21 protein-coding genes and 1 other annotated feature are annotated in these 23,862 nt (G+C 65.8%); of the genes, 7 read left to right on the top strand and 14 right to left on the bottom strand.

Annotated elements, in window-relative coordinates; all coding sequences use genetic code 11:
* The first annotated feature begins 2 nt into the window (after nucleotides 1–2).
* Together QGN17_RS06460 and QGN17_RS06455 are read left to right on the top strand one after the other, a co-directional pair.
* Nucleotides 3–929 carry an XdhC family protein gene (locus tag QGN17_RS06460; protein ID WP_281043677.1) on the top strand — a complete coding sequence of 309 codons (927 nt, stop codon included), beginning with the start codon at nucleotides 3–5 and terminating at the stop codon, nucleotides 927–929.
* Complete coding sequence (locus QGN17_RS06455; RefSeq protein WP_281043676.1) at nucleotides 926–1,468, top strand: nucleotidyltransferase family protein; 543 nt, start codon at nucleotides 926–928, stop codon at nucleotides 1,466–1,468. Before QGN17_RS06460 ends, QGN17_RS06455 begins: the two co-directional genes overlap by 4 nt.
* Before the next feature lie 21 nt (nucleotides 1,469–1,489).
* Here QGN17_RS06455 and QGN17_RS06450 read toward each other — a convergent pair whose 3' ends face one another.
* The 3 genes from QGN17_RS06450 to QGN17_RS06440 are packed head-to-tail and all read right to left on the bottom strand — an operon-like array spanning nucleotide 1,490 to nucleotide 5,656.
* Nucleotides 1,490–2,959 carry an efflux transporter outer membrane subunit gene (locus tag QGN17_RS06450; protein WP_281043675.1) on the bottom strand — a complete coding sequence of 490 codons (1,470 nt, stop codon included), beginning with the start codon at nucleotides 2,957–2,959 and terminating at the stop codon, nucleotides 1,490–1,492.
* A 1-nt stretch (nucleotide 2,960) separates the two neighbouring features.
* Nucleotides 2,961–4,523, bottom strand: a complete 1,563-nt coding sequence (locus QGN17_RS06445; protein WP_281043674.1) for an MDR family MFS transporter — start codon at nucleotides 4,521–4,523, stop codon at nucleotides 2,961–2,963.
* The gene (locus tag QGN17_RS06440; RefSeq protein WP_281043673.1) at nucleotides 4,520–5,656 is read right to left on the bottom strand and encodes an HlyD family secretion protein; all 1,137 of its coding nucleotides are present in this window, start codon (nucleotides 5,654–5,656) and stop codon (nucleotides 4,520–4,522) included. The genes QGN17_RS06445 and QGN17_RS06440 overlap by 4 nt, the downstream gene beginning before the upstream one ends.
* Here QGN17_RS06440 and QGN17_RS06435 point away from each other — a divergent pair.
* Entirely contained in the window at nucleotides 5,655–6,203 is a 549-nt protein-coding gene (locus tag QGN17_RS06435; RefSeq protein ID WP_281043672.1) for a MarR family winged helix-turn-helix transcriptional regulator, read from the top strand. The genes QGN17_RS06440 and QGN17_RS06435 overlap by 2 nt on opposite strands.
* 14 nt (nucleotides 6,204–6,217) lie before the next feature.
* Here QGN17_RS06435 and QGN17_RS06430 read toward each other — a convergent pair whose 3' ends face one another.
* On the bottom strand, nucleotides 6,218–7,708 hold the full coding sequence (locus QGN17_RS06430) for a SulP family inorganic anion transporter (protein WP_281043671.1): 1,491 nt from the start codon (nucleotides 7,706–7,708) through the stop codon (nucleotides 6,218–6,220).
* 65 nt (nucleotides 7,709–7,773) lie between these two features.
* Nucleotides 7,774–7,829 (bottom strand) — a sequence feature (sul1 is cis-regulatory element that is thought to sense ions involved in sulfur or methionine metabolism; They are found in Alphaproteobacteria).
* A 100-nt stretch (nucleotides 7,830–7,929) separates the two neighbouring features.
* On the opposite strand from QGN17_RS06430, the gene QGN17_RS06425 reads away from it, so the two are divergent.
* The 4 genes from QGN17_RS06425 to QGN17_RS06410 all read left to right on the top strand — a co-directional run bounded on the left by QGN17_RS06425 (nucleotide 7,930) and on the right by QGN17_RS06410 (nucleotide 13,644).
* Nucleotides 7,930–8,574 (top strand): glutathione S-transferase family protein, encoded by a 645-nt coding sequence (locus QGN17_RS06425; protein WP_281043670.1) that lies wholly within the window; start codon nucleotides 7,930–7,932, stop codon nucleotides 8,572–8,574.
* Nucleotides 8,575–8,775: 201 nt separating this feature from the next.
* Nucleotides 8,776–9,048, top strand: coding sequence for a hypothetical protein (locus tag QGN17_RS06420; RefSeq protein WP_281043669.1), 273 nt, complete (start codon nucleotides 8,776–8,778; stop codon nucleotides 9,046–9,048).
* Between the two features lie 106 nt (nucleotides 9,049–9,154).
* A complete protein-coding gene (locus QGN17_RS06415) occupies nucleotides 9,155–10,048 on the top strand; it encodes an ABC transporter ATP-binding protein (RefSeq protein ID WP_281043668.1) in 894 nt (297 codons plus the stop codon).
* Between the two features lie 11 nt (nucleotides 10,049–10,059).
* Nucleotides 10,060–13,644, top strand: coding sequence for an ABC transporter permease/M1 family aminopeptidase (locus QGN17_RS06410; protein ID WP_281043667.1), 3,585 nt, complete (start codon nucleotides 10,060–10,062; stop codon nucleotides 13,642–13,644).
* A gap of 63 nt (nucleotides 13,645–13,707) precedes the next feature.
* On the opposite strand, the gene QGN17_RS06405 is transcribed toward QGN17_RS06410, so the two are convergent.
* From QGN17_RS06405 to QGN17_RS06360, 10 genes are read right to left on the bottom strand one after another with little or no spacing between them, the layout of a single operon-like run.
* The gene (locus tag QGN17_RS06405; protein ID WP_281043666.1) at nucleotides 13,708–14,496 is read right to left on the bottom strand and encodes a 3-keto-disaccharide hydrolase; all 789 of its coding nucleotides are present in this window, start codon (nucleotides 14,494–14,496) and stop codon (nucleotides 13,708–13,710) included.
* Nucleotides 14,493–15,899, bottom strand: a complete 1,407-nt coding sequence (locus tag QGN17_RS06400; RefSeq protein WP_281043665.1) for a Gfo/Idh/MocA family protein — start codon at nucleotides 15,897–15,899, stop codon at nucleotides 14,493–14,495. The genes QGN17_RS06405 and QGN17_RS06400 overlap by 4 nt, the downstream gene beginning before the upstream one ends.
* Nucleotides 15,900–15,908: 9 nt before the next feature.
* Nucleotides 15,909–17,591 (bottom strand): GMC family oxidoreductase, encoded by a 1,683-nt coding sequence (locus QGN17_RS06395; protein ID WP_281043664.1) that lies wholly within the window; start codon nucleotides 17,589–17,591, stop codon nucleotides 15,909–15,911.
* Nucleotides 17,592–17,608: 17 nt separating this feature from the next.
* Nucleotides 17,609–18,439 (bottom strand): sugar phosphate isomerase/epimerase family protein, encoded by an 831-nt coding sequence (locus QGN17_RS06390; protein ID WP_281043663.1) that lies wholly within the window; start codon nucleotides 18,437–18,439, stop codon nucleotides 17,609–17,611.
* A gap of 2 nt (nucleotides 18,440–18,441) precedes the next feature.
* Nucleotides 18,442–19,011, bottom strand: a complete 570-nt coding sequence (locus QGN17_RS06385) for a gluconate 2-dehydrogenase subunit 3 family protein (protein ID WP_281043662.1) — start codon at nucleotides 19,009–19,011, stop codon at nucleotides 18,442–18,444.
* A 13-nt stretch (nucleotides 19,012–19,024) separates the two neighbouring features.
* Nucleotides 19,025–19,936: a hydroxypyruvate isomerase family protein gene (locus QGN17_RS06380; protein WP_281043661.1), complete on the bottom strand. Its 912-nt coding sequence runs from the start codon at nucleotides 19,934–19,936 to the stop codon at nucleotides 19,025–19,027.
* Between the two features lie 4 nt (nucleotides 19,937–19,940).
* Nucleotides 19,941–20,306: a c-type cytochrome gene (locus QGN17_RS06375; RefSeq protein ID WP_281043660.1), complete on the bottom strand. Its 366-nt coding sequence runs from the start codon at nucleotides 20,304–20,306 to the stop codon at nucleotides 19,941–19,943.
* Nucleotides 20,303–21,388, bottom strand: a complete 1,086-nt coding sequence (locus QGN17_RS06370) for a sugar phosphate isomerase/epimerase family protein (protein ID WP_281043659.1) — start codon at nucleotides 21,386–21,388, stop codon at nucleotides 20,303–20,305. The genes QGN17_RS06375 and QGN17_RS06370 overlap by 4 nt, the downstream gene beginning before the upstream one ends.
* On the bottom strand, nucleotides 21,385–22,527 hold the full coding sequence (locus QGN17_RS06365) for a Gfo/Idh/MocA family protein (protein ID WP_281043658.1): 1,143 nt from the start codon (nucleotides 22,525–22,527) through the stop codon (nucleotides 21,385–21,387). Before QGN17_RS06365 ends, QGN17_RS06370 begins: the two co-directional genes overlap by 4 nt.
* Nucleotides 22,524–23,750: an MFS transporter gene (locus tag QGN17_RS06360; protein WP_281043657.1), complete on the bottom strand. Its 1,227-nt coding sequence runs from the start codon at nucleotides 23,748–23,750 to the stop codon at nucleotides 22,524–22,526. Before QGN17_RS06360 ends, QGN17_RS06365 begins: the two co-directional genes overlap by 4 nt.
* Nucleotides 23,751–23,862 lie beyond the last annotated feature (112 nt).

Raw genomic sequence — 23,862 nt, 5'->3', positions numbered from 1 at the left:
TCATGCACGATCACGAGACAATCCTTTCCGCTTTCGAGGCGTGGCGCGGCGCCCCGATGGCGCTCGCCACCGTCGTATCGACCTGGGGTTCGGCGCCAAGGCCGAAAGGCAGCCACATGCTGGTCCACGTGGATGGCCGGTTCGAGGGATCGGTGTCCGGCGGATGTGTCGAGGGCGAGGTGATCGCGCTTGCCGAGCAGGTCATCGTCAGCGGAAAGACAGAGCGGCGCCGCTACGGCGTATCGGACGCGTCGGCCTGGGAGGTTGGGCTTCCCTGTGGCGGCAATATCGAAGTCCTGGTGCAGCCGGTTTCGGATCGCGGTTTCCCGCCAGCATTGTTCGACGTGATCGCCAAGGGGCGGGGCGACGGGCAGATCGTCCAGATCGCCACCGATCTCGACAGCGGTCTCAGTTTCTTGGCCCGCGCGGATGGGGGCGATGCTTTCGCAAACCACTACCTGCCCCCCCGACGGCTGTTCATCGTCGGCGCGGTGCAGATTGCGCAGAGCCTCGCAGGAATCGCGCGGACGCTTGGCGTGCGGCCGATCATCGTTGATCCGCGCGGCCGCTTCCTCACGGACGAGCGCTTTCCGGGCATGGATCTGGACGATCGTTGGCCGGACGAGGCGATTGCTGCGGGGCGACCGGACAAGGCCAGCGCCGTCGTCACGCTGAGCCATGATCCCAAGATCGACGATCCCGCGCTGATTGCGGCGCTGGCCCACCCGACCGGTTATGTCGCGGCCCTCGGCTCGCGGCGCAGTCACGCCGCGCGGTTGGAGCGGTTGGCAGCGGCGGGGATCGGAGAAGGCGACCTTGCGCGCATCGATGGACCGGCCGGAATCAATATAGGCGCAATCGGGGCGGCGGAAATCGCGCTGTCGGTCGCGGCCGGCATGGTCGCGGCGCTGGGGCGCGAACGCGGGTGAAGATCGCGGCCCTGCTGCTGGCGGCGGGGCGGTCGACCCGCTTCGGGGCGGACAAGCTCAGCGCTCCACTGCGAGGGGTGCCGCTTGGGCAACATGCGGCGCGCACGCTGCTTCAACTTCCTTTCACTGCGCATATCGTCGTTACCCGGCCTGGCAGGCCGGATTGGCCCGGCTTCGACCTGGTCGAGAACGATCGGCCGGAGGAGGGGATGGCCCGTTCCATCGGGCTGGGAATGAACCGGGTTCGGCAGGCCGGCGCGGAAGCGGTGATGATCGCGCTGGCCGACATGCCATACATTCCCGTCGATCACCTCGGCCGGCTTTTGGCCGCTTGCCGGGGAAGCGATGCGCGGATCGCATCGGGTGATGGAAGGCAGCGGTCGCCGCCGGCGCTGTTCGGTTCGCGCTGGTTCGACGCGTTGCAAGACCTCACCGGCGATCGCGGTGCGCGGGATCTACTGGACCGGGCCGAAATCGTACTCACCGATCCGCAGCACCTCATCGATATCGACAGGCCCGAGGATATTCCCCGTTCCTGATTTCGTCGGACGCGCCCAGCCTTAACGCGCGCTGGTCTGCATGGCGGGCGACGGATCGCTCCAGCCCAGACCGAGAGCTTTCTGGATCGAGACGAAATCGCCGGTGAGCGCGGCCTGCGCGTTGGACAGGTTCTGCGTCGCGTCGATCTGCTGGCGCTGGGCGTCGAGCAGGTCGATCAGCGTCGACGTGCCCGCCCGGTAGCGCTCTTCGGCGAGTGAGGCGGACATGTCCGCCGACGCCTTGGCGCGCGCCAGCGTCGCGACGGTGATGCGCCGGGCGCGGAAGCGCGAGAGCGAGTCGTTGGCGTCGCGCAGCGCGGCCAGCACGGTCGAGCGGTACTTGGCCTCGGCTTCGTCGCGCACGCCCTGCGCCTGCAGCACCTTCGCCTTGTTCCGCCCGAAATCGAGGAAGCTCCAGCTGAGCTGCGGGGCGATCAGCGCGGTGAAGTCGTCGAGATGGGTGAGGTCGGCCGGGCTGGTGCCGCCGACGCCGATGATGCCCATGATGGACAGACGCGGGAAACGTCCGGCCTCGGCCTGTCCGATTTTCGCGGTATCCGCCGCGAGCGTGCGCTCGGCGGCGCGGATGTCGGGGCGGCGCTGGAGCATCGCGGCCGGATCACCGATCGCGACCTGCGCGGGGGGCAGGGGGATCGGCTGGATCGGGGTGAGCGTCGTGTCCAGATCGCCCGGCTCGTCGCCGGTCAGCGTCGCAATCTCGTCGAGATAGGCGTCGCGCTCGGCGGTGAGCGGAGTCGTATCGGCGCGCGTGCTGTCGAGCTGCTGGCTCAATCGCTCGACGTCGAGGCGCGAGGCGGTGCCACTGGCGAAGCGCTGGCGGGTCAGCGCCAGCATCTGCTCCTGCCGGGCGATCGCCTGCGTGTTGAGCGCGATGCGGTGCTGCCGGTCGCGCAGGTTGAGATAGGCCTGCGCCAGTTCGGCGGTCAGGCTGACCTGCGTGTCCGCGAGGTTGGCCTGGGCCGACTCCGCCGTAGCGCGCGCCGCCTCGATGGCGCGACGCTGGCCACCGAACAGATCGACCTCCCAGCTCGCGTCAAAGCCGAGATTGTAGAGATCGAGCGCACTCGATCCCCCGCTGCCGCTGTCCGATCCGGAATCGGAGTTGTCGAGGTTGAGGCCGGGGAAGCGCGCATGGGCGTAGAGCGCCGTCGCATCCGCCTTGGGCAGCAGATTGGCCTTCTGCTCACGCAGCGAGGCGCGGGCCTGCCGCAGCCGGGCCTCGGCGCCGGCCAGATCGGGATTGGCGGCGAGCGCGCGCTGCTCGAGCGTGTTCAGCGTCGGATCGCCGAGTTCTTCCCACCAGTGCGCGACCCCTGGTTGCGCGGTGGTGGTCAGGTCTTCATCGGCACGCGCGAACCGGCCGGCCTTGGATGCGTGCGGCGCGGCGTCGGGCGGCCCGGCGTAATTGGGGCCGACCGTGCAGGCCGAGAGCAGGACCGGAAGAAGGAGGAGAGGCAGGTGACGCGTCATCTCAGTGGCTCGCAACGGGCTTGGCGCCTTTGGGCAGCGGGCGCAGGAAAAGGACGAGGGGGGTCACGCAGACGATGCCCACGGACAGCAACCAGAACAGATCGGCATAGGTCATGGTCAGCGCCTGCGTCTGGATGATCGCGTTGAGGTTCTGGTAGGCGGCGTCGCTGCTGCCCAGCGATTGCGTCTGCCCCGCGATATAGGATTGCACGATATCCGAATTGGCCGACATCGATTCCTCGATCCGGCGGCTGTGCAACCAGATCCGCTGGTCCTGAATGACGGCGATGCTCGCCAGCGCGAGGCTGCCGCCCAGGTTGCGGGCGGTGTTGTAGAGACCCGAGGCGTCGCTCGCCTGATCGCGATCGACCGATCGGATCGCCGCCTGATTGAGGAAGATCATCGTGAACACGGTGCCGACGCCGCGCAGCAGCTGCGATTGGGCGAAGGTATGCCCGTCGCTCAGCGAGGTGATGTCGGTCTCCATGTAGGCGCTGTAGGCGAGGATCGCCATGCCGAGCGTCACCGAGACGCGAATGTCGATGATCTGCACCAGCTTCGGTGTGAAGGGCATCATCAGGATCATCGGGACGCCGGAGAGCAGGACGACCTGTCCCGACTGAAGCGCGTTATAGTCGCTGATCTGGGACAGGAACTGCGGGATCACATAGGATGTGCCGTAGATCACCATGCCGACCATCGTGACCATCACCACCACCGCACCGAACTGCCGGTTGAGCAGCAGGCGCAGGCGGATCACCGGCCGGCGCGACACGATCTGCCCCGTGAACAGCGAGATGAAGCCGAGCACCGACACCAGCGTGAGCCAGCGGATTTCCGGCGAGGAGAACCACTGCTCGCGTTCGCCCTCTTCCAGCACCACGGTCATCCCGCCGAGGCCCATGGCGAGGCCGAGGATACCGAACCAGTCCGCCTCGCGGATCAATTCCCAGCGCGGCGCCTGGTGCTGCATGGCGATGATCAGCAGCGTCAGCAGGCTGAAGCCGATCGGCAGGTTGATGAAGAAGGCATAGTGCCAGCTGACATTCTCGGTCAGCCAGCCGCCCAGCACCGGGCCGAGCACCGGGCCGAGGATCGCGGTCATGCCGAACATCGCGTTGCCGATCGGCTGTTGTTCGCGCGGCAGGCGGGTGGCGATGATCGTCATCGCGGTGGGGATCAGCGCGCCGCCGGTGAAGCCCTGGCCGATGCGGCCGACGATCATCATCGGCAGGGTGTCGGACAGGCCGCAGGTCATCGAGAAGGCGACGAACAGGGTGGTCGCGATCATCAGGAAGGTGCGCAGGCCGAACACGCGCTCCAGCCAGCCGGAAAGCGGGATGATCACGATCTCGGCGACCAGATAGGCGGTCGAGATCCAGGTGCCTTCGGTACCGCTGGCGCCGATTTCGCCCTGGATCGTCGGCAGGGAGGAGTTGACGATCGAGATGTCGAGCGTCGCCATCAGCGCACCGATCGTGCCCGCCGCGACGGCGAGCCAGGCCGCCGCATCCGCCCGCTCGGGCGTAGCCGACGCGCTCGATGCGGGGGGAGCGGAACTCACTGACCGCTCCGGCTGCGGGCCTTTTCCTGATCCTCGATCCGGCTGATGTCCCCGCGGGCGCTGATCGTATCGACCGTGACCTCGACCGACAGGCCGGGGACGAGAACGCGCCGCGCGTCCGGCCCCGCATCGATCGCGATGCGGACGGGCACGCGCTGGACGATCTTGGTGAAGTTGCCGGTCGCGTTCTGCGGCGGGATCAGCGAGAATTGCGCCCCCGTGCCCGGCGACACGCTCTCGACGTGGCCGCTCAGATCGACGCCGGGCAGGGCATCGACCTTGATGTGCGCGGGCTGGCCGGGGCGCATCAGGCCGAGCTGGGTCTCCTTGAAGTTCGCGCTGATGTAGATCGCCCGGAGCGGCACCACCGACATCAGCCGGGTGCCCTGCGAAACATACTGGCCGACCCGCACGCTCTTGTCGCCGACCCGACCATCGACCGAGGCGCGGATGATCGTCGATCCGAGATTGACGTCGGCGGCGGCGAGCTGCGCCTTGGCGCTCTCGCCCTGCGCTTCGGCCTGGCGGACCTGCGCCTGCAGCGAGCCGATGCGGCGCTCGGCGCTGGTCAGCGCGGCGGCGTTGGCGGCGGCGGTCTTAGCGGCCTGCGTCGCCTGGTTGCGGAGGGTGGCGAGTTTCTCGCGCGTTTCCGCCCCGCTCGCGGCCAGCGGCGCGTAGCGCGCCACTTCACCGGCGACGAAGCGGGCGTCCGCCTGGCTGGATGCCAACTGCGCCCGCGCCTGATCGATTGCCGCCTGCTGCTCGCGGATGCCGGCGCGAACATTGTCGGCATTGGCCTTCGCGACGTCGATCTGCGCCTGATACTGGGCGGTCTGTGCCTTGTAGTCGCGCGCGTCGATACGGACGAGCGGCTGGCCCGCCTTCACGTCCTGGTTGTCGGCGACGAACACCTGCTCGACATAGCCGGTCACCTTCGGACTGACCGTTACCGCATCGGCGCGGATATAGGCGTCGTTGGTGCCCTCCAGATATTTGCCGCGAGTCTCGTAGTGGATGAACCAGACGATGATCGCGACCAGCACGACCGCGCCGACGATCATCAGGATCAGCCGGGCGCGGGGGCTAAGGCCCTTCCTGGTCGGCTTCTCGGCAGGTTCGCTATTATCGGACATGCGCAACTTTCCCTTTCCGGCGGTGCCGGTGATTGACGCCCCTTGCCTAATCGGGACAGCTGTGACAAGCCCTCATTGTATGGCCCCTCATAATATACGTCATCAAGAGCAGGAACGCGCGGCGGATGCCCTCAGGGAGTTCTACCTGCGGTCCCATCGCCTGTTCGACCGCATGATGACGGCGCGCGGCGCCTCGTTCGCGCGAACGAAACTGCTGTCTCATATCGTTCGGGAAGGGCCTGCCCGTTCGATCGATCTCGCGTCATCGTTCGGTTTCGCGCCACGGACGATCACGGAAGCGATCGACGGGCTGGAGCGGGATGGCCTCGTGCGGCGCGATCCCGATCCCAACGATCGTCGGGCGAAGCGGATCACCCTTACGTCGGAAGGCGAGGTGGTGGTTCGCGCGTCGGAAGCCACGCGTCAGGATTATATTCGCGAGGTGTTCGCCGCGCTGGAGGACGAGGAGTTGACCGAGCTTATCCGGATCGTCGGCAAGCTCGCGGATCGGCTGGAGCATCTCGCGGACGTCGAGCCCCAGCCATAATCCTCTGAACGTCGCTAGTGGGGCACGGCGCCGGTCTCGACGCCGGTCTTGTCGTGCAGGGCGAAGCGGTCGATCAGGTCCGCGCTGGCGCGATTGGTGCCGATCACCTCCACCTCCTTGCCCATCGCCCGCAGGCGGGCGACGATACGATCGAGCGCGCCGATCGCCGAAATGTCCCAGAAGTGGGCCGCGGAGACGTCGATGATGATCTGCTCCGCCGTTTCCTCACCCCGGAAAGCAGCGACGAAGCGATCGACCGAGGCGAAGAAGAGCTGGCCGCTCACGCGATAGACGGCACCCGCGCCGTTTTGTTCGCGCTCAACAGCGAACATTCGCCGTACCTTGGCCGCGAAGAATATCCCCGACAGCAAGACGCCGGCCAGCACGCCCTTGGACAGATCCCGCGTCGCGACCACCACGATCACGGTCACCAGCATGACGATCGAGGACGTGGGTGGATGGCGGCGCAGATTGGGGATCGAATTCCAGCTGAACGTGCCGATCGACACCATCACCATCACCGCCACCAAAGCGGGCATCGGGATGCGCCCCACCCAGGGGCCGAGCACCGCGAGCAGGAACAGCAGCACCGCACCCGCCGTGAAGGTGGAGAGCCGACTGCGACCGCCGGACGAGACGTTGATCACGGTCTGCCCGATCATCGCGCAGCCACCCATGCCGCCGAACAGGGCGGCGGCGATGTTGGCGCCGCCTTGCCCCATGCACTCGCGTTTCCGGTCGCTTTCGGTGTCGGTCATGTCGTCGACGATCTGCGCCGTCAGCATCGATTCCAGCAGGCCGACCGCGGCCATGGTGATCGCATAGGGCACGATGATGCGCAGCGTTTCCCAGGTGAGCGGCACATGGGGTAGCGCGAAGCTCGGCAGACCCTCCGGCAGGCGGCCCATGTCGCCGACGGTGCGTACCGGCAGGTGCCAGTGGATGCTGACGGCCGCGAGCAGCAGGATCGCGACCAAGGGGGAGGGGATGGCCTTGGTCAGCCGCGGGAAGAGATAGATGATCGCGAGGCCCACTGCGACCATCGCATAGGTCTGCCAGCCGGCGCCCGTGAATTGCGGCAGCTGCGCCATGAAGATCAGGATGGCGAGCGCGTTGACGAAGCCGGTGATCACCGAGCGGGAAACGAATTGCATCAGAAGGTCCAGCCGCACCAACCCGGCGACGATCTGGATCAGTCCCATCAGGATGGTCGCGGCGAACAGGTAGTTGACACCATGGTCATGGACCAGCGGCGTCACCACCACGGCAACCGAGGCCGTAGCGGCCGAAATCATCGCCGGCCGTCCGCCGAGCAGCGCGATCACCATCGCGATCACCACGGACGCGTAAAGGCCGACGCGGGGATCGACGCCGGAGATGATCGAGAAGCCGATCGCCTCCGGTATCAGGGCCAGCGCGACGACGATGCCGGCCAGAACGTCACGACGCGCCTGCTGGGCGCTGGGCAGCCATTCGGCCCGGAGCGAAGAGGAAAGATTGGTCATGATTGCCATCACACGCGCACGAGCCGGCGGCTTGGAACAAGCGTCGACAGGGAATATCGTGCGTGGGTTGCCCGGCGGATCGGCGGCCGGGATAGCCATCCGGACTTGCACCGGATCCTTGCGAATACTGGCCTGATACGGACTATGATCGCGAAAGCAAGGCTTGTGATAGGCTGCATGGCGCGCGGGACGATTTGGCAGAGCATGGGGGGGAGGGACGCATGAGACCGACCATCACGGCCTTTGAATGTTCGCCCGATGGCGGGAAGGGACTCGCCCGCGACACGCGCATCCGCTGGGCATTGGAGGAGGTAACGCAGCCTTACGACGTCCGCTTCGTCTCCTTCGCCGCGATGAAGGAACCCGCGCACCTCGCCCTCCATCCGTTCGGCCAGATCCCGACCTATGAAGAGGATGGTATGGCGATTTTCGAGACGGGAGCCATCGTGCTCCACATCGCGGAGACGCGCGCAGGATTGCTGCCGGTTGATCCCGATGCACGGGCGCGTGCGATCACCTGGATGTTCGCGGCGCTGAATACGGTCGAGCCGCCCATCCTCGACCTCACAGTGGCGCGCATCATCGAGGGCGACAGGCCGTGGGCGGCGGAGCGCCTTCCTCTGGTGCTCGATCGCATCCGCGCGCGCCTCGCGCAACTGTCCGTCCGGTTGGGTGAGGCGGAGTGGCTCGACGACGTATTCTCTGCCGGCGACCTGCTGATGGTCTCGGTCCTGCTTCGCCTGCGTATGTCCGGTTTGCTGGACGAATATCCCAATCTCGGCGCTTATGTCGCCCGTGGCGAGGCGCGTCCTGCTTATCGGCGTGCGTTCGAGGCGCAACGGGCGGTCAACGCGCCGACCTCCTAGATTTTCCGCGGAATTGTGCCGATTATGGCCATCAGCGGTTGTTATTGTCCGGACTTGGGCGCACCCTGTCGGCTTCCAACGGGTGTCGAGCAGATGACGATCGAGCGCAGGTTCGATCCCGAAGTCGGGATCATATACGTCACGGGAACCGGGCGATGGGATCGGGAGTCGGTCGATGATCATTACGCCCAGTTGCGGAGCATGATCGCGGAACTGCGGGCGACGGACATCCCGATCCGGGTGCTGTCCGATGTGAGCAGCGCCCGCCGGCAGGATCCGGATCTCGAACGCCACATCCTGGGGCAGATCGAGACAACCTTCCGCGAGGGCGATCGGTTCGCGCTGCTCACGGCCGACATGACGGACAAGGCCCATGTCCGCGGTCTCATCGGAAAGGCCGATTTCGGCGTCTTCGCATCGCGCATCCCAGCCGAGCAATGGCTGTTGCTCGACGAGCTTCCGCAGACGGGCTGACGGCCCCGCCGAGCATTTCGTTCCCGAAATGTGTTTCGGTGCGATCCTGTGCTTTACAATCATAATACAGTAGTTAGTCTGGCATGAAGCAGTAAGGGGTGCATGCATGCTGACGATCACGGGGCTGAGCCATGTCTACGGTAATGGAACGCGCGCGCTCGATGGCGTGAACCTGACCATTCCGGCCGGTATGTTCGGTCTGTTGGGGCCTAATGGTGCCGGCAAGTCGACGCTGATGCGCACCATTGCCACGCTCCAGTCGCCGACATCCGGCAGCATCCTGTTCGACGGTCTCGACGTGCTCAAGGAGCCGGAGGCGCTGCGCCGCACGCTCGGCTATCTGCCGCAGGATTTCGGTGTCTACCCGCGCGGTTCCGCCTACGACATGCTCGATCACATGGCCGTGCTGAAGGGCATCGGCCATGGTGGCGAGCGCAAGCAGACGGTCGAGGCGCTGCTCCACAAGGTCAATCTCTGGGACGTGCGCAAGAAGGCGCTGGCTGGCTTTTCGGGCGGTATGCGCCAGCGTTTCGGCATCGCACAGGCGCTGATCGGCAATCCGCGCCTGATCATCGTCGACGAGCCGACGGCCGGCCTCGATCCTGAAGAGCGCAACCGCTTCCTCAATCTGCTGGCGGAGATCGGCGACAATGTCGTCGTCATCCTCTCCACCCACATCGTCGAGGACGTGGCGGATCTCTGCCCGCGCATGGCGGTGCTGGCGGGTGGGCGCATCCTGCTGGAAGGCGCGCCGCTCGATCTGATCGCCGAGACGCAGGGCCGTGTCTGGCAGAAGACGATCGACCGGGCGGAACTCGACGATCACATGCGCGACTATCGCGTGATCTCGACCCGTCTGTTCGCCGGCCGCACGATCATCCACGTCGCCTCGGACGGCTCGCCGGGACCGGGGTTCACGCCGGTGACCGGCAATCTCGAGGACGTCTATTTCTCGACGCTCGACGCCTCGCGTCGTCCCGTCACGCCCGTCGCCGCCTGAGGAGCGCCCCCATGTTCCTCAAGATTGCGGGCTTCGAGCTTCGCTACCAGATGCGCAACCCGGTCTTCTGGGTGGCGGCCATCCTGTTCGGCCTGTTCGCCTTCGGGGCGACCACGTCGGACCAGATCCAGATCGGATCGGGCGGCAATGTCCACAAGAATGCGCCCTATGCGATTGGGCAGATCTACCTGATCTTCTCGCTTTTCTACATGTTCGTCTCGACCGCCTTCGTGGCGAACGTGATCGTGCGTGACGACGAGACCGGCTTCGGCCCGATCGTTCGCGCCACCCGTGTCACCAAGACTGGCTATCTGTTCGGTCGTTATCTGGGCGCTTACCTGGCCGCAACGCTGGGCTTCCTGTTCATCCCGCTCGCCATCTGGATCGGCACGCTGATGCCGTGGATGGATTCCGAGCAGCTCGGGCCGAACAGCCTGTCCTTCTACCTCGCGCCCTATCTGTGGATCGCGCTGCCCAACCTGTTCCTGACCTCGGCATTGTTCTTCTCCCTGGCGACCGTGACCCGATCGATGATGGCGACCTATGTCGGCGTGATCGCGTTCCTGGTGCTCTGGACGATCGTCAACGTCGTCTTCTCGCGGGATCACAGCCATGACGTGCAGCTGGGCTATGGTGAGCCGCTGGGCTTCGGGGCGTTTTCCTACGCGACGAAATACTGGACCGCGACCGAGCGCAACACGCTGACCCCGCCGGTGGACGGTATGCTGTTGTGGAACCGGGCGATCTGGATCGTGGTGGGGGCGGCGTTCCTGGCATTGGCCTATTCGCTCTTCCGCTTCGGCACGCGCCCGTCGCGCGCGGCGCGCAAGCGGGACGCGATCGCCGCGCAGGCGGCCAAGACGATCGAGACGCCGCCGCCTGCCGGGCCGCTGCCCGATCCGCGCTTCGATCGCGCGACCGCCTGGGCACAGCTGCGTGCCCGCACGCGGCTGGAGATGGTGCAGGTGTTCCGCAGCCCGGCCTATGTCGTGCTGCTGGCGCTCGGCCTGTTCAACGCGATCGGCGCGCTGACCAGTCTCGGCGAGATCTTCGGCACGCCGGTGTTGCCGGTGACGCGCGTCGTGATCAACCTGCTCAACGGCAGCTTCACGATCATCCCGCTGATCATCGCCATCTATTATGGCGGCGAGTTGGTCTGGCGCGAGCGCGATCGCAAGACGCACGAGATCATCGACGCGAGTGCGGTGCCTGACTGGGCCTTCGCGGTGCCCAAGGCGCTGGCCGTCGCGCTGGTGCTGATCTCCACCCTGCTGATCAGCGTGCTCGGCGCGATGGTGATGCAGCTGATCCACGGCTACGATCATTTCGAGCTGGGCAAGTATATCGTCTGGTACGTGCTGCCCAATGCGGCCGACGATCTGCTGATCGCCATCCTGGCGGTGTTCGTCCAGGCGATCAGCCCGCACAAGTTCGTCGGCTGGGCGATCATGCTGATCTTCCTGGTCTCCCAGGTGGTGTTCGCCAAGCTCGGCCTCGGCGACGATCTCTACAATTACGCGCAGGTGCCGTCCGTGCCGCTGTCCGACATGAACGGGCAGGGGCAGTATTGGATCGGTGCCTGGTCGTTCCGGGCCTATTGGGGCGCCTTCGCGCTGCTGCTGCTGGTGCTGAGCCATGCGCTCTGGCGGCGCGGCACCGAGACACGGCTGATGCCCCGTATCCGGCGCCTGCCGCGACGGCTGAACGGATCGGCGGGCGTGGTCGCGGCGGTGGCGGTTGTCGCCTTCGCCGGGATCGGCGCGTGGTGTTTCACCAACACCCACGTCTGGAACGAATATCGCACCCCGCTCGATGATGACCAGTATCAGGCGGATTACGAGAAGCAGCTGCTGCCCTATGAGAAGGTGCTGCAGCCCGCCGTCACCATGGCGCACGTGAAGGTCGATCTCTGGCCGCACGATCGGAAGCTGGTGACCACCGGCGTACTCGATCTGGTCAACCGCCAGACGGTGCCGCTGTCCGAAGTCCATGTCCGCATGGGCACGCGCGATACGAAATGGACTTCGCTCTCCGTCTCCGGCGCGACGCTGGAGAAGGATTATCCGCGCTTCCAGTATCGTATCTATCGCTTCTCCACGCCGCTGGCGCCGGGTGCGGTGGCGCATATCGCCTTCACCACCGTCCGCCACCAGATCGGCTTCCGCAACAATGGCGACGACATGCGCGTCGTCGACAACGGCACCTTCGTGGACAATAGCGAGATCGTGCCGATCGTCGGCATGGCGCGCGATGGGCTGCTGCAGGACCGGGTGAAACGCCGCAAATACGGCCTGCCCGCCGAGCTTCGCCCGGCCAAGCTGGAGGATCTTTCAGGCACGAAGTTCAACCAGCTTCACGCCGACTGGATCAACACCGACATCACCGTCACCACCGATGCCGATCAAACACCGATCGCGCCGGGCTACAAGATGGCGGATTCCACGACGAACGGCCGCCGCACGGCGCGTTTCGTCACCGATGCGCCGATCCAGAACTTCTTCTCGATCCAGTCCGCGCATTATCAGGAGAAGCACATCAAGCATGGCGGCATCGACCTCGCCGTCTATTACGATGCGCAGCACCCGCAGAATGTCGACCGGATGCTGGCCGCCTTCGCGCACGGGCTGGATTATTATCAGCCCGCCTTCGGGCCGTATCAGTTCCGGCAGGCGCGGATCATCGAGTTCCCCGATTATGCGCAGTTCGCGCAGGCCTTCGCGGGGACGATGCCCTATTCGGAAGGTATCGGCTTCATCGCGGACCTCTCCGACAAGACCAAGATCGATTACGTCACCTACGTCGCCGCGCACGAACTGGGTCACCAATGGTGGGCGCACCAGGCGGTCGGTGCCGATATGCAGGGCGCGACCATGCTCACTGAGAGCCTCGCCCAATATTCAGCACTGATGGTGATGGAAAAGCTCTACGGGCGCGACCAGATCCGTCGCTTCCTGCAGTTCGAGCTGGATCGCTACCTGCGTTCGCGCGGCGGCGAGGTGATCGAGGAACTGCCGCTCGATCGTGTCGAGGATCAGCAATATATCCACTACCGCAAGGGTTCGCTGGTCATGTACCGGCTCAAGGATGAGCTGGGTGCGGATCGGGTGAACGCCGCGCTCCGTCGGTATCTGGAGCGTTTCAAGTTCAAGCCGGCGCCTTACCCGCGCTCGCTCGATCTGATTGCCGAGTTCCGCAAGGGCGCGACGCCGGCCGAGAACCAGCTGATCACCGATCTGTTCGAGAAAATCACGCTCTACGATATCAAGACCAAGGCGGCGACCGTTCGCAAGTTGCCCGACGGCCGCTACGAGACGACGCTGACGGTCGAGGCCCACAAATTCTACGCCGACGGCAAGGGCGTGGAGACGGAGGCGCCGTTGGCCGAGCGGATCGATTACGGCGTGTTTACCGCGATGCCGGGCCGCGGCCTGTTCGCGGCGAAGAACGTGCTCGCGCTGCAGCGCATGGCCGTCCATGGCGGCGTGCAGCAGATCAAGCTCGTGACCAAGGACAAGCCGAGCTACGCGGGCGCCGATCCCTACAATATCCTGATCGATCGCAATTCGGACGATAACGTGATCGCGACGGTCGGCTGATCAAAACATGAAGGGCGGCGAGAGAAAGCTCTCGCCGCCCTTTAGGTTAGTCTTGCTTCGGGATCAGGAAGCGGATCGATCCAGATCCCGCACCCAGATGTTGCGATAGCTGATCGGCGGGCTGGGATCGCCATGCGCCTGCAGCTTGATCGGCGCCTTGTCGTAGGGCTTGTAGCTGGGCTTGCCGATGTAGAGCGTCTCACCGCGCAGCGCGACGTGATCCTGCACCAGCACCCCGTTGAAATAGGCGGTGAGATAGGCCGGCGTCTTCACGCTACCGTCTGCGGCGAAGGTCGGCTTGGTCCACACGACATCGATGCTCTGCCATTCGCCTGGCTTGCGCGCCGGGTTCGCCAGCGGCGGAAACTGCTTGTAGATCGCGCCTGCCTGCCCGTTGACGTAAGTGTCGTTGTGGTAGCTGTCCATGATCTGCAGCTCGTAGCCGGTATCCCCCGGCCCGGTGGAGGCGAGGAACAGCCCGCTGTTGCCGCGCGCCTGCCCCTTGCCGGTGACGTTGGCGGGTATGCGGTATTCGAGATGCAGCTGATAGCTGCCGAAGGAGCGACGGGTCTGGATGTTGCCGGCCTCCTTCTTCACCGTGGCGATGCCGTCCGCCACGGTCCAGCCGGCAGGCGCGCCGTCCTTCACGTTGGCCCATTGATCGAGCGACTTGCCGTCGAACAGCACGATCGCGTCCGACGGCGGCGAGGCGGTGTCGCTGCGACCGGGAGTCACCACCGGCACGGCGGGGGACCATTGCTCGGTATCCTCCGGCTTGGCCTGCTGCGCGGCGACCGCGACGGGGAGCGCAAGCAGCAAAAGCGGGGCGGTGCCCGCGAGGATCGATTTCATAGCTCCCATCCCTTTCGGTAGGTTCTGTCGAGATAGCGGTTGGCGTCGGGCAGGTTGGTGATGCGGCCGGCCGCGCCGTCATACTCGATCGGCTGGCCGGCCCGCATCGCGACGATGCCGAGCAGCATGGTTTCGGTGAGGGGTGCGCCGACAGCGAAGGGGGAGGAGATCGCCTCCTCGCCACGGATCGCGCGGATCCAGTTCATCTCGTGGCCCTGCCGCCCATCCTTGATGCGGGGCAGCGATTGCGGGATGGCGGCGGCGCGCTGGGCGGTGCCATCGCCGATCAGGACCGGCTTCTCGCCGTAGGTTTCGTGCATCAGCATGCCTTGCGCACCCACGAACATCACGCCGCCCTCGGGCTTCATCACGGCCTCTGGGGGAAGCCTTGGCGGGGTGGGCGGCATCAGACCGCCGTCATACCAGGTGATGGTGAGCGGCCCGCCCTTTGCGTTGCCGAAGGTGAAGGTGGTGATGGTGGCGAGCGGGTAGCTGCCGCGCTGGTCTCCCTCGCCGGCGTCCGGCGTGCGTTGGTTCTCGCCCCAGGCGGAGTGGCGCGTCTCGACACGGGTCGGCAGGCCCGGTTCCAGCGCCCAGACCGGGAAATCGAGCAGGTGCGCCCCCATGTCGCCCAGCGCGCCGCAGCCGAAGGGCTGCCAGCCGCGCCAGTTGAAATGGGCGTAGAGCGGATTGTAGCCCCAATCGACCGTCGCCGGGCCGAGCCAAACGTCCCAGTCGAACCCGGCGGGCGTTGGCAATGCGGCAGGCCGGGCGACGCCTTGCGGCCAGATCGGCCGGTTGGTCCAGACATGGACCTCGCGCACCGCACCGATCGCACCGCCACGGATCAACTCGACCACGCGGCGCCCGTCGTCGCCCGAATGCCCCTGATTGCCCATCTGGGTGACGAGGCGGGGATTGGTGCGAGCCAGCTCGTCGAGCAGTCGCGCCTCGCGCACCGTGTAGGTCAGTGGCTTCTGGACATAGACGTGAAGGCCGCGCTCCATCGCCATCTTCGCGGCGACCGCGTGATGTTGGTCGGGCGTAGCGATGACCACCGCGTCGATGTCCTTTCGGGTATCGAGCATGCGGCGATAGTCGGCGTATTTGTCGGCCTTGTCGTAGGCGGCCTTGAGCGCCGCGCGTTCGGCGATCGGGGCGCCGCTGCTGTCCACGAACGATTTGGCGACGTGCGACAGATCGGGGTCGGCGATCGCGACGATATTCTGGCTGGTGAGTTGCTCCATGTTGGCGGCGCCCATGCCGCCGGCACCGATCGCCGCGACGTTGACCCGATCGCTGGGAGCGATCCGGCGGTGGCGCTTCGCGGCCTGCACGGGGAGCGCCATCCCCGCGACGCCGGCCGCCGCGCCGGTGAGCCATGTGCGACGATCGATCGTCATGCCGCTCTCCTAGATCGTGCCTGCCCGGCGCAGCTTCACCGCATGATCGACCGCGCGGCAGGTCATCGCCATGAAGGTGAGCGACGGATTGACGCAGGAGACCGAGTTCATCTGCGAACCGTCGGTGACGAACAGGTTGGGCGCCTCATGCGCCTGGTTCCACTTGTTGAGCACCGACGAGCGCGGATCGTTGCCCATGCGCGCGCCGCCCATTTCATGGATCGCGTCGCCCGGCACATGTTCGGCCTCGTCGCTGGTGACGTTGAGCAGACCGGCCTGGCGCAGCATGATCTCGCCCTGCTGGCGTGCGTCCGCCATCATCTTGAATTCGTTGTCGCGGAAGGTGACGTCGAAGCGCATCTGCGGGATGCCGAAGCGATCGAGCTTGTCGGGAACGAGCGATACGCGGTTGTCGTCATAGGGCAGGCATTCGCCGAACGCGCCGATCGAGAAGCGCCACGGGGCATATTTGCGCATGCCCTCCTTCATCGCCTTTCCGAAGCCGACCGGCTTGGCCATGCTGCGGCTCGCGCCGCCCTGATAGCCATAGCCACGCCGGAAACCGACTCCTTCGTCCTGCCCGATATTGCGGAAGCGCGGGATGTAGACCGATCCGGGACGCCGGCCATATTCTATGAACTCGGTCATCCCCGGCACCTCGCCGGAGATGTTCACGCGGAAGATGTGATCCATCACCGAGCGGCCGAGCATCCCGCTGGTGTCGAACCAGCTGCGCTCCGATCCCGGCGCGCGGCTGTTCATCAGGATCTGCACCGATCCCATGGCGGAGGCGCAGAGGAATACGATATCCGCCTTCACGATTTCGGCCTGCCCGGTCTTGGCATCGACGAAGCGCACGCCGGTGACGCGCTTCTTCGCCGGATCATATTCGAGGTTAGAGACGACCGCGTCGGGCCGCACGGTCAGCCGTCCGGTCGCGCGTGCTGCGGGCAGCGTGACGGCCTGCGTCGAGAAGTAGGCGCCGAACGAGCAGCCGTTGGAGCACTGATTGCGGAACTGGCACTTGGTGCGATTCTGCTCGGGCTTGTCCTCGGTCATGTTGGAGAGGCGCGCGTTGATCAGCTTGCGGCCGGGGAAGCCGGATTCGAGCCGTTGCTTGAACCACTTTTCCGCGACGTTCATCGGCATCGGCGGCTGGAATTCGCTGTCCGGCAGATAGGGCAGGTTTTCCCGTGAGCCGGAAACGCCGATATATTTCTCGACATAGCTGTACCACGGCGCAACGTCGTCATAGCCGATCGGCCATGCGCCGCCGATCCCTTCGCGCTTGTTCGCCTCGAAATCGGCGGGGCTCCAGCGGAAGCTCCAGCGCCCCCAGATCAGCGACTTGCCGCCGACCGCCGCCGGGCGGATCCAATAGAATTTGCTGCCCTGATCGTAGGCGTAGGGGTTCAGCCGGTCGTCATTGTAGAATTGGACATTGCTGGTCGAGAGATAGCCGTGCTTGGCGATGAAATAGTCGCTATCCACGATCGCCTGCGGCACATCGCCGCGCGCCGGTAGCTCGAAGGCGGGCTTGCCGTCATAGGGGTAGCCCTCGCCATGCTCGACCATGTAGCCGCGATCGAGCATCAGCACGCGCAGGCCCTTCTCGGTCAGCTCCTTGGCCGCGAAGCCACCGCTGACGCCGGAACCGATGACGATCGCGTCGAACTTGTTGGTCGATGCCATGGGATAGCCTTCCGCGATCAGAAGCGCAGCGCGCGCAGATTCTTGAAGCTGGTCGTGATGTCGGGGAGGTAGGGCGCCTGCGCCTCGTCATTCTCGACGTAGAAATGCTGCACCTTCGCTGCACCCGGTCGCTTGAAGAGGGCGGCGAAGTCGATCGTGCCGGTGCCGACGGCGGCCATCGAACGATCCGCCTTCATGTCCTTGGCATGGAAGGCATAGAGCCGGGTGCCGAGCCGATCGATCAGCTTGCCGGCGTCCTGCCCGGCATGGACCGCCCAATAGAGATCGAGCTCCAGCTTCACCAGCGACGGATCGGTGCCGTCGACCAGCTTGTCATAGAGCGTTCCGTTGCCCGACCGGTTGAGGAACTCGAAATCATGATTGTGGTAGGCGAGGCCGAGGCCCGCACCGCGCGCCTGCTTCGCGAAACGGTTCACGTTTTCCACGACCCCGGCGAATGCGGTTTCGGATCGCAGCTCCTCCGGTAGCCACGGGACGACGATGGTGTCGGCGCCGAGCGTCTTCGCCATCTTCACCGCATCGCCGAACCTGTTGAGCAGGGTGTCGTACGGGATGTGGAGCGACGGCGAAGTCAGGTGCAGCCGGTCCATGGTTTTGCGCAGCAGCGCGTGATCCATGGTGTCGTAATTGCCGCCGCCATATTCGACCTCGCGGTAGCCGATGCGCGCCACCTTCTCGAGCGTGCCGACCGGATCGCTCTGGAAGATCTCGCGCACCGTATAGAGCTGGAGGCCGATCTTGCGGATCTGCGCGGCGCGGGCGATCCCGCCGAACGTGGAGGCAGCCGCGAGCGCACCCGCGCTCGCGACGAAAGCGCGTCGGTTCATCATCATGCCGTGTAGACCTTGTTGACCTTGGAATAGAGATAGTCGCCGTGATACTCTCCGGGGACGGGCAGATATTCCTGCTCCTGCGTCATCCCGATCTCGGACGTGTAGTAGCCGGTGATCACGAGCTGGCGGAACGCTTCGAAGAAGGCGGCACCACCCGCGAATTGTGCGTTCATCGCGGCGGTGAGCAGAGCGTCCTGCTGGTCCGGCGAGGCTTGCGTCGCGGAAATCTTGTAATCCTGCTGGCTCTTCGCCTCGATCGCGTCGAGACCGGCGAGGATGGGAATGCGCTCGGCGGGGAGCGCCCAATCGGCGAGCAGTTTCGCTATGTAGGCGGGCACGCCGGCGGCGATCGCGCCGGGCGTATCGGTGGTGGGCAGGATGCGCTCGCTCAGCTGCGTCATCAGCGTGTGCTGGGCGGGTGTGAACACCTGCACGCTGGGCGCCCCCTCGCTCACCACCGGGCGCGTCGCCGGCCCGGCAAGGCCTGCCGCGCGGGCGATGGGCGCGAACAGCGGCGCGGCGAACAGTGCCGCCATGCCGGCCAGCGCGTGCCTGCGGTCGATCATCTCCGGTCCTCTCTCATGCCGCGTCGATCGCGCGGTAGGCGGCGATCAGACGATCCTCGCCGGCCCGCCCGTCGAGCGAATTGCCATGCTCCATGCCGATCACCCCGGCATAGCGGCGTGCCTTCAGCCAGCGCACGATGTTGTGATAGTTGATCTCGCCGGTGCCCGGCTCCAGCCGCCCAGGATTGTCGCCGAACTGGATGTAGGCGATCTCGTCCCAGCAGCTGTCCAGCGTCGGGATCAGGTTCCCGGCTTGAATCTGTGCGTGATAGAGATCGGCCAGCACCTTGACCGAGGGATTGTTCACCGCCGTGGCGACCGCGAACCCCTGGGGGATCGTGCGCATGAAGATGTTCGGGTGGTTGGTGATGGTGTTGAGCGGCTCCATCACCAGCACGACATCATGCTGCGCGGCAATGTCGCCCGCGCGGCGCATCACTTCGATGATCCGCGCCGTCTGGATGTCGACCGGCACCTTCGGGTCCATGAACCCCGTGACCACCGTCATCCATCGCGCGTCGAACCGTTTGGCGACATCGATCGAAGCCCGGATATCGGCGAGCATCGCATCCTGCTCCGTCCGATCGCCGGAACCGAGCAGCGGGCGGTACTGGCTCCATTTCGGCATGCTCGCGACCAGCACGCCCATCGTCATGCCGCGCTGGCGAAAAGCCTTCGCCATCGCCTCCTGCTGGGCGACGGGGCGCGACGTCGCCTCGTTATCCTCCCACGCCGTGAAACCCTGATCGGCGGCGTAGGCGATCTGCTCGATCACTCCGCCACGGCTGGCGAAACTGCCTTCGTGCGGCGCGAACTTGAGCGAGAAGCGCGCGGCGTTGCTGGCGGCGCGACCGCTCGTCGCAATCGCCGCCGTGCCGATCCCGGCGAGCGTGCCGGCCAGAACGGATCGCCGCGAGGGGCCCATTGCCTTACTTCACCGTCGCGGTCTTGAGATAGGCGACGAGCGCCGCGCGCTTGGCGGGATCGGACACGCTGATCGGCATCTTCGTGCCCGGAACCTTCTTGCCGGGCGATGCGAGGAAGTCGGCGAGCGTCTTCTCGTCCCAGACGATGCCCGAGGTCTTCATCGCGGGGGAGTAATTGAACCCGGCGACCGATCCCGCCTTGCGACCGAACAGACCTGAAAGATTTGGGCCGACGCCGTTGCGCCCGCCTTTGTCGATCGTGTGGCAGGCCTTGCACATGCCGAAAGCCTGCGCGCCGGCATCCTGCGCAACGGCTGGCGCGGCGAGCGTGATCGCCACAACGGCAACGAAACCGTGGACTGGCTTCATTGAAACTCTCCTCGTGATCCTTGATGCTCCGGCGGAAGGCCGAGAATCCTGCGGTTGGCGGCGCGATCGGTACGGCTCGCCGCGAAATCGTCGAAGGCGTGGGGCGTGACGCGGATGATGTGATCGCGGATGAAGGGGGCGCCTTCGCGCGCGCCGTCCTCCGGATGTTTCAGCGCGCACTCCCATTCGAGCACGGCCCAACCGCGATAGTCATAGGCCGCCATCTTCGAGAAGATCGCGCCGAAATCGACCTGCCCGTCGCCGAGCGAGCGGAAGCGGCCAGGGCGGTCCACCCAGCTTTGGTAACCGCCATAGACGCCGGAGCGACCGGTCGGCCGGAACTCGGCATCCTTGACGTGGAAGCAGCTGATCCGGTCGTGATAGATGTCGATGAAGGCCAGATAATCGAGCTGCTGCAGCACGAAATGGCTCGGGTCGTAAAGGATGCGCGCGCGAAGGTGCTGATCGACGGTATCGAGGAAGCGCTCGAAGGTGGCGCCGTCGTGCAGGTCCTCGCCCGGATGGATCTCGAACGCACAATCGACGCCCTGCTCCTCGAACGCGTCGAGGATCGGGCGCCAGCGCTTGCCGAGTTCGGCGAAGGCCTCGTCGATCAAACCGGCGGGCCGCTGGGGCCAAGGATAGACATAGGGCCATGCCAGCGCGCCGGAGAAGGTGGCATGCGCGTCTAGGCCGAGCCTGCGGCTGGCGCGCGCGGCGAGCTTCACCTGCTCCACCGCCCAGGCCTGTCGCTCGGCCGGCTTGCCGCGCACATGCTCGGCCGCAAAGCCGTCGAACAGGTTGTCATAAGCGGGATGCACGGCGACCAGCTGGCCCTGCAAGTGGGTTGAAAGCTCGCTGACGGCGATGCCGTGCTTGTCGAGCCGGCCGCGCAGATCGTCGCAATAGGATTGGCTCTCGGCGGCGGTCTCGAGGTCGATCAGCTTGGGCGTGCAGGGGATCTGCACCGCCTTGTAGCCGAGGCCCGCGGCCCATTCGGCGAGATGGTCGAGCGTGTCGTAGGGCGCTTCGTCGCCGAGGAACTGGGCGAGGAAGATGCCGGGGCCCTTGATCGTCTTCATGCGGGGTCTCCGGGGAAGGGCAGCCACGCGCGGGCGTCGTGCGAGCGGACGGCGCAGCCGACGAAGCGCATCGAGCGCAGGCCATCGCGGATGCCCGGCAGCACCGTGTCGAGCCGGCCGGATATGCCATGGATCGCGTCAGCGAAATCGGAATAGAGTGTGGCAAACGCCTCGATGAAGCCTTCCGGGTGGCCGCTCGGAAGGCGGATCGCGCGCTGGGCGTCGGGGCTGAGGGTTGGCGCGCCGGCATGGAAGATCTCGCTGCGCGCATCCGGCCAGCGCAGGACCAGGTCGCCCGGCGCGTCGTGGCACCATTCGAGGCCGCCCTTGTCGCCGTAGATGCGCAGCCTGAGGCCATTGCGCTCGCCCGTTGCAATCTGCGAAGCGGTGAGCACGCCGGGCACATCACCTGCGAAGCGCAGCAGGATGTTGCAGTCATCGTCGAGCCTGCGCCCCGGCACGACACGCGGCAGGTCGGCAACCAGTTCGCTCGCCTGCAAGCCGCTGACATATTCGGCGAGCTGGAAGGCGTGGACGCCGATATCGCCGATCGCGCCGCCCGCACCGGCGCGGGCAGGGTCGGTGCGCCAGCCCGCCTGCATATTCTCGCCCTCGATCGCATCGGAGAGCCAGCCCTGCGGATAATCGACCGTGATCTTGCGGACGCGGCCGATCGCGCCGGCCGCGACGCGGGCGCGCGCCTCGCGGATCATCGCGTAGCCGGTGTAGGTGTAGGTCAGCGCGAAGGGCTGGCGGCTCGCCGCGACGATCGGCGCCAGTGCCTCGGCCTCGGCGAGGGTCGCGGTCATCGGCTTGTCGCAGATGACAGGGAGGCCGGCCTCCAGCGCTGCCTTGGCGATGGCGAAATGGCTGTCATTGGGCGTGGCGATCGCAATCGCCTCTATGCCGTTCTCGCGCGCCTGCTCGCTGGCGAGCATCGCCTCTATGCCGTCATAGGCGCGATCGGTTGCAACACCCCAGCGCTCTGCCTGCGCCCGCGACTTGTCGAGGCTGCGGCTGAACGCGCCCGCGACGAGCGTAAAGCGGCCATCGAGGCCGGCGGCCATGCGGTGCACCGCGCCGATGAAGCTGCCCGGTCCGCCGCCGAGCAGGCCGAGCCGGAGAGGACGCTGCGTCATGCGGCGGGCGCCTCGGCGATCTTCTCGCGGAAGGTGAGGGCGAAGAGCAGCATCGCTATAAAGGCGATCACCGCCGGCACGATCCAGATCGCGCGCCAGTCATGGACGCCATCGGTGCCGATGTTCGCGCCGTACACCACGCCCGCGATATTCGATCCGATGACGATGCCGATCCCCTGCGTGATCAGGTTGAAGAAGGATTGCGCGCGAGACCGTGCCTCCGCATCGAATTTGCGATCAACGTAGATCTGGCCGGAGACGATCAGGAAATCGTAGCACACGCCGTGGATGATGATGCCGAGCAGCACCATCGGCATGATGGCCGTCGCGCCATGATAACCGAAGCCGAACAAAAGGAAGCGCACCGCCCATGCGCCCATCCCGATCACCAGCACGCGCTTGATGCCGAGCCGGCCGAGCAGGAAGGGCAGGCTGATCAGGATCAGGGATTCGAAGATCTGCCCGGCGGTCTGGATGCCGGTCGCCTCGATCCGCTTGCCGAACAGGCTCAGGTGCAGATCCTTGTCGGCGAAGAAGGCGTTGGCATAGGTGTCATAGAAGCTGCGCGGGATCATCAGCGCCAGCGTGCAGGCGATGAAGATCCAGAAGGCCGCCTCGCGATGGCGCAGGATCACATCCAGCCCGAAGATCGCCGAGATACTGACCACGCGGCCGCGTGCGCGGGGCGGTGTGGCGGGCAGAGTGAAGGCGTAGAGGCCGAGTGCCAGATAGACGCCCGCCGCCATCCGCATCGGCAGCGCGGTCTGCGCCGCGCCGGCGATCAGGCCGACGAGCAGCCCGGCAACGATCCAGCCGATCGTGCCCCACACCCGCACCGCCGGAAACTCGCGGCCGATGTCGCCGATCGCGTTGAAGGCGATCGCCGTCGCGAGCGGGATGGTGGAGGCGTAGAACAGGAAGTGGAGGAGCAGACCGAACAGGAACAGGGAAGGCGACGCGGTGACGGTCGATACCCAGAAGAGTGCCGCACCGGCACAGATCGAAAGGATGCCGAGCAGTTTCTCGGCCGCCATGAAACGGTCCGCGATCATGCCGACAAACAGGGTGGAGAGCACGGTGGCGATGCCGACCATGCCGTAAGCCGCACCGATGATCGTGTCGAAGCCGAGCCCCTTGCTCATGTAGGTGCCGAGCGGCACGAGCCAGACGCCCCACGCAAAATATTGCGCGAACATCATGATCGACAGACGCAGCTTCACCATTCCCGGCGCACCCTCCCAGGGCGAGGCAGTGCCCGCCCGTCTCTCATCCGGCGATCGTTGTCACAGCCCGAAAGCGTGAGCGTCGCTCTTGCCCCTTACCAACCATGAGATC

The sequence above is a fragment of the Sphingomonas oryzagri genome, from assembly GCF_029906645.1.
GTDB lineage: Bacteria > Pseudomonadota > Alphaproteobacteria > Sphingomonadales > Sphingomonadaceae > Solisphingomonas > Solisphingomonas oryzagri.
This window is presented reverse-complemented; position numbering and strand designations above follow the sequence as displayed.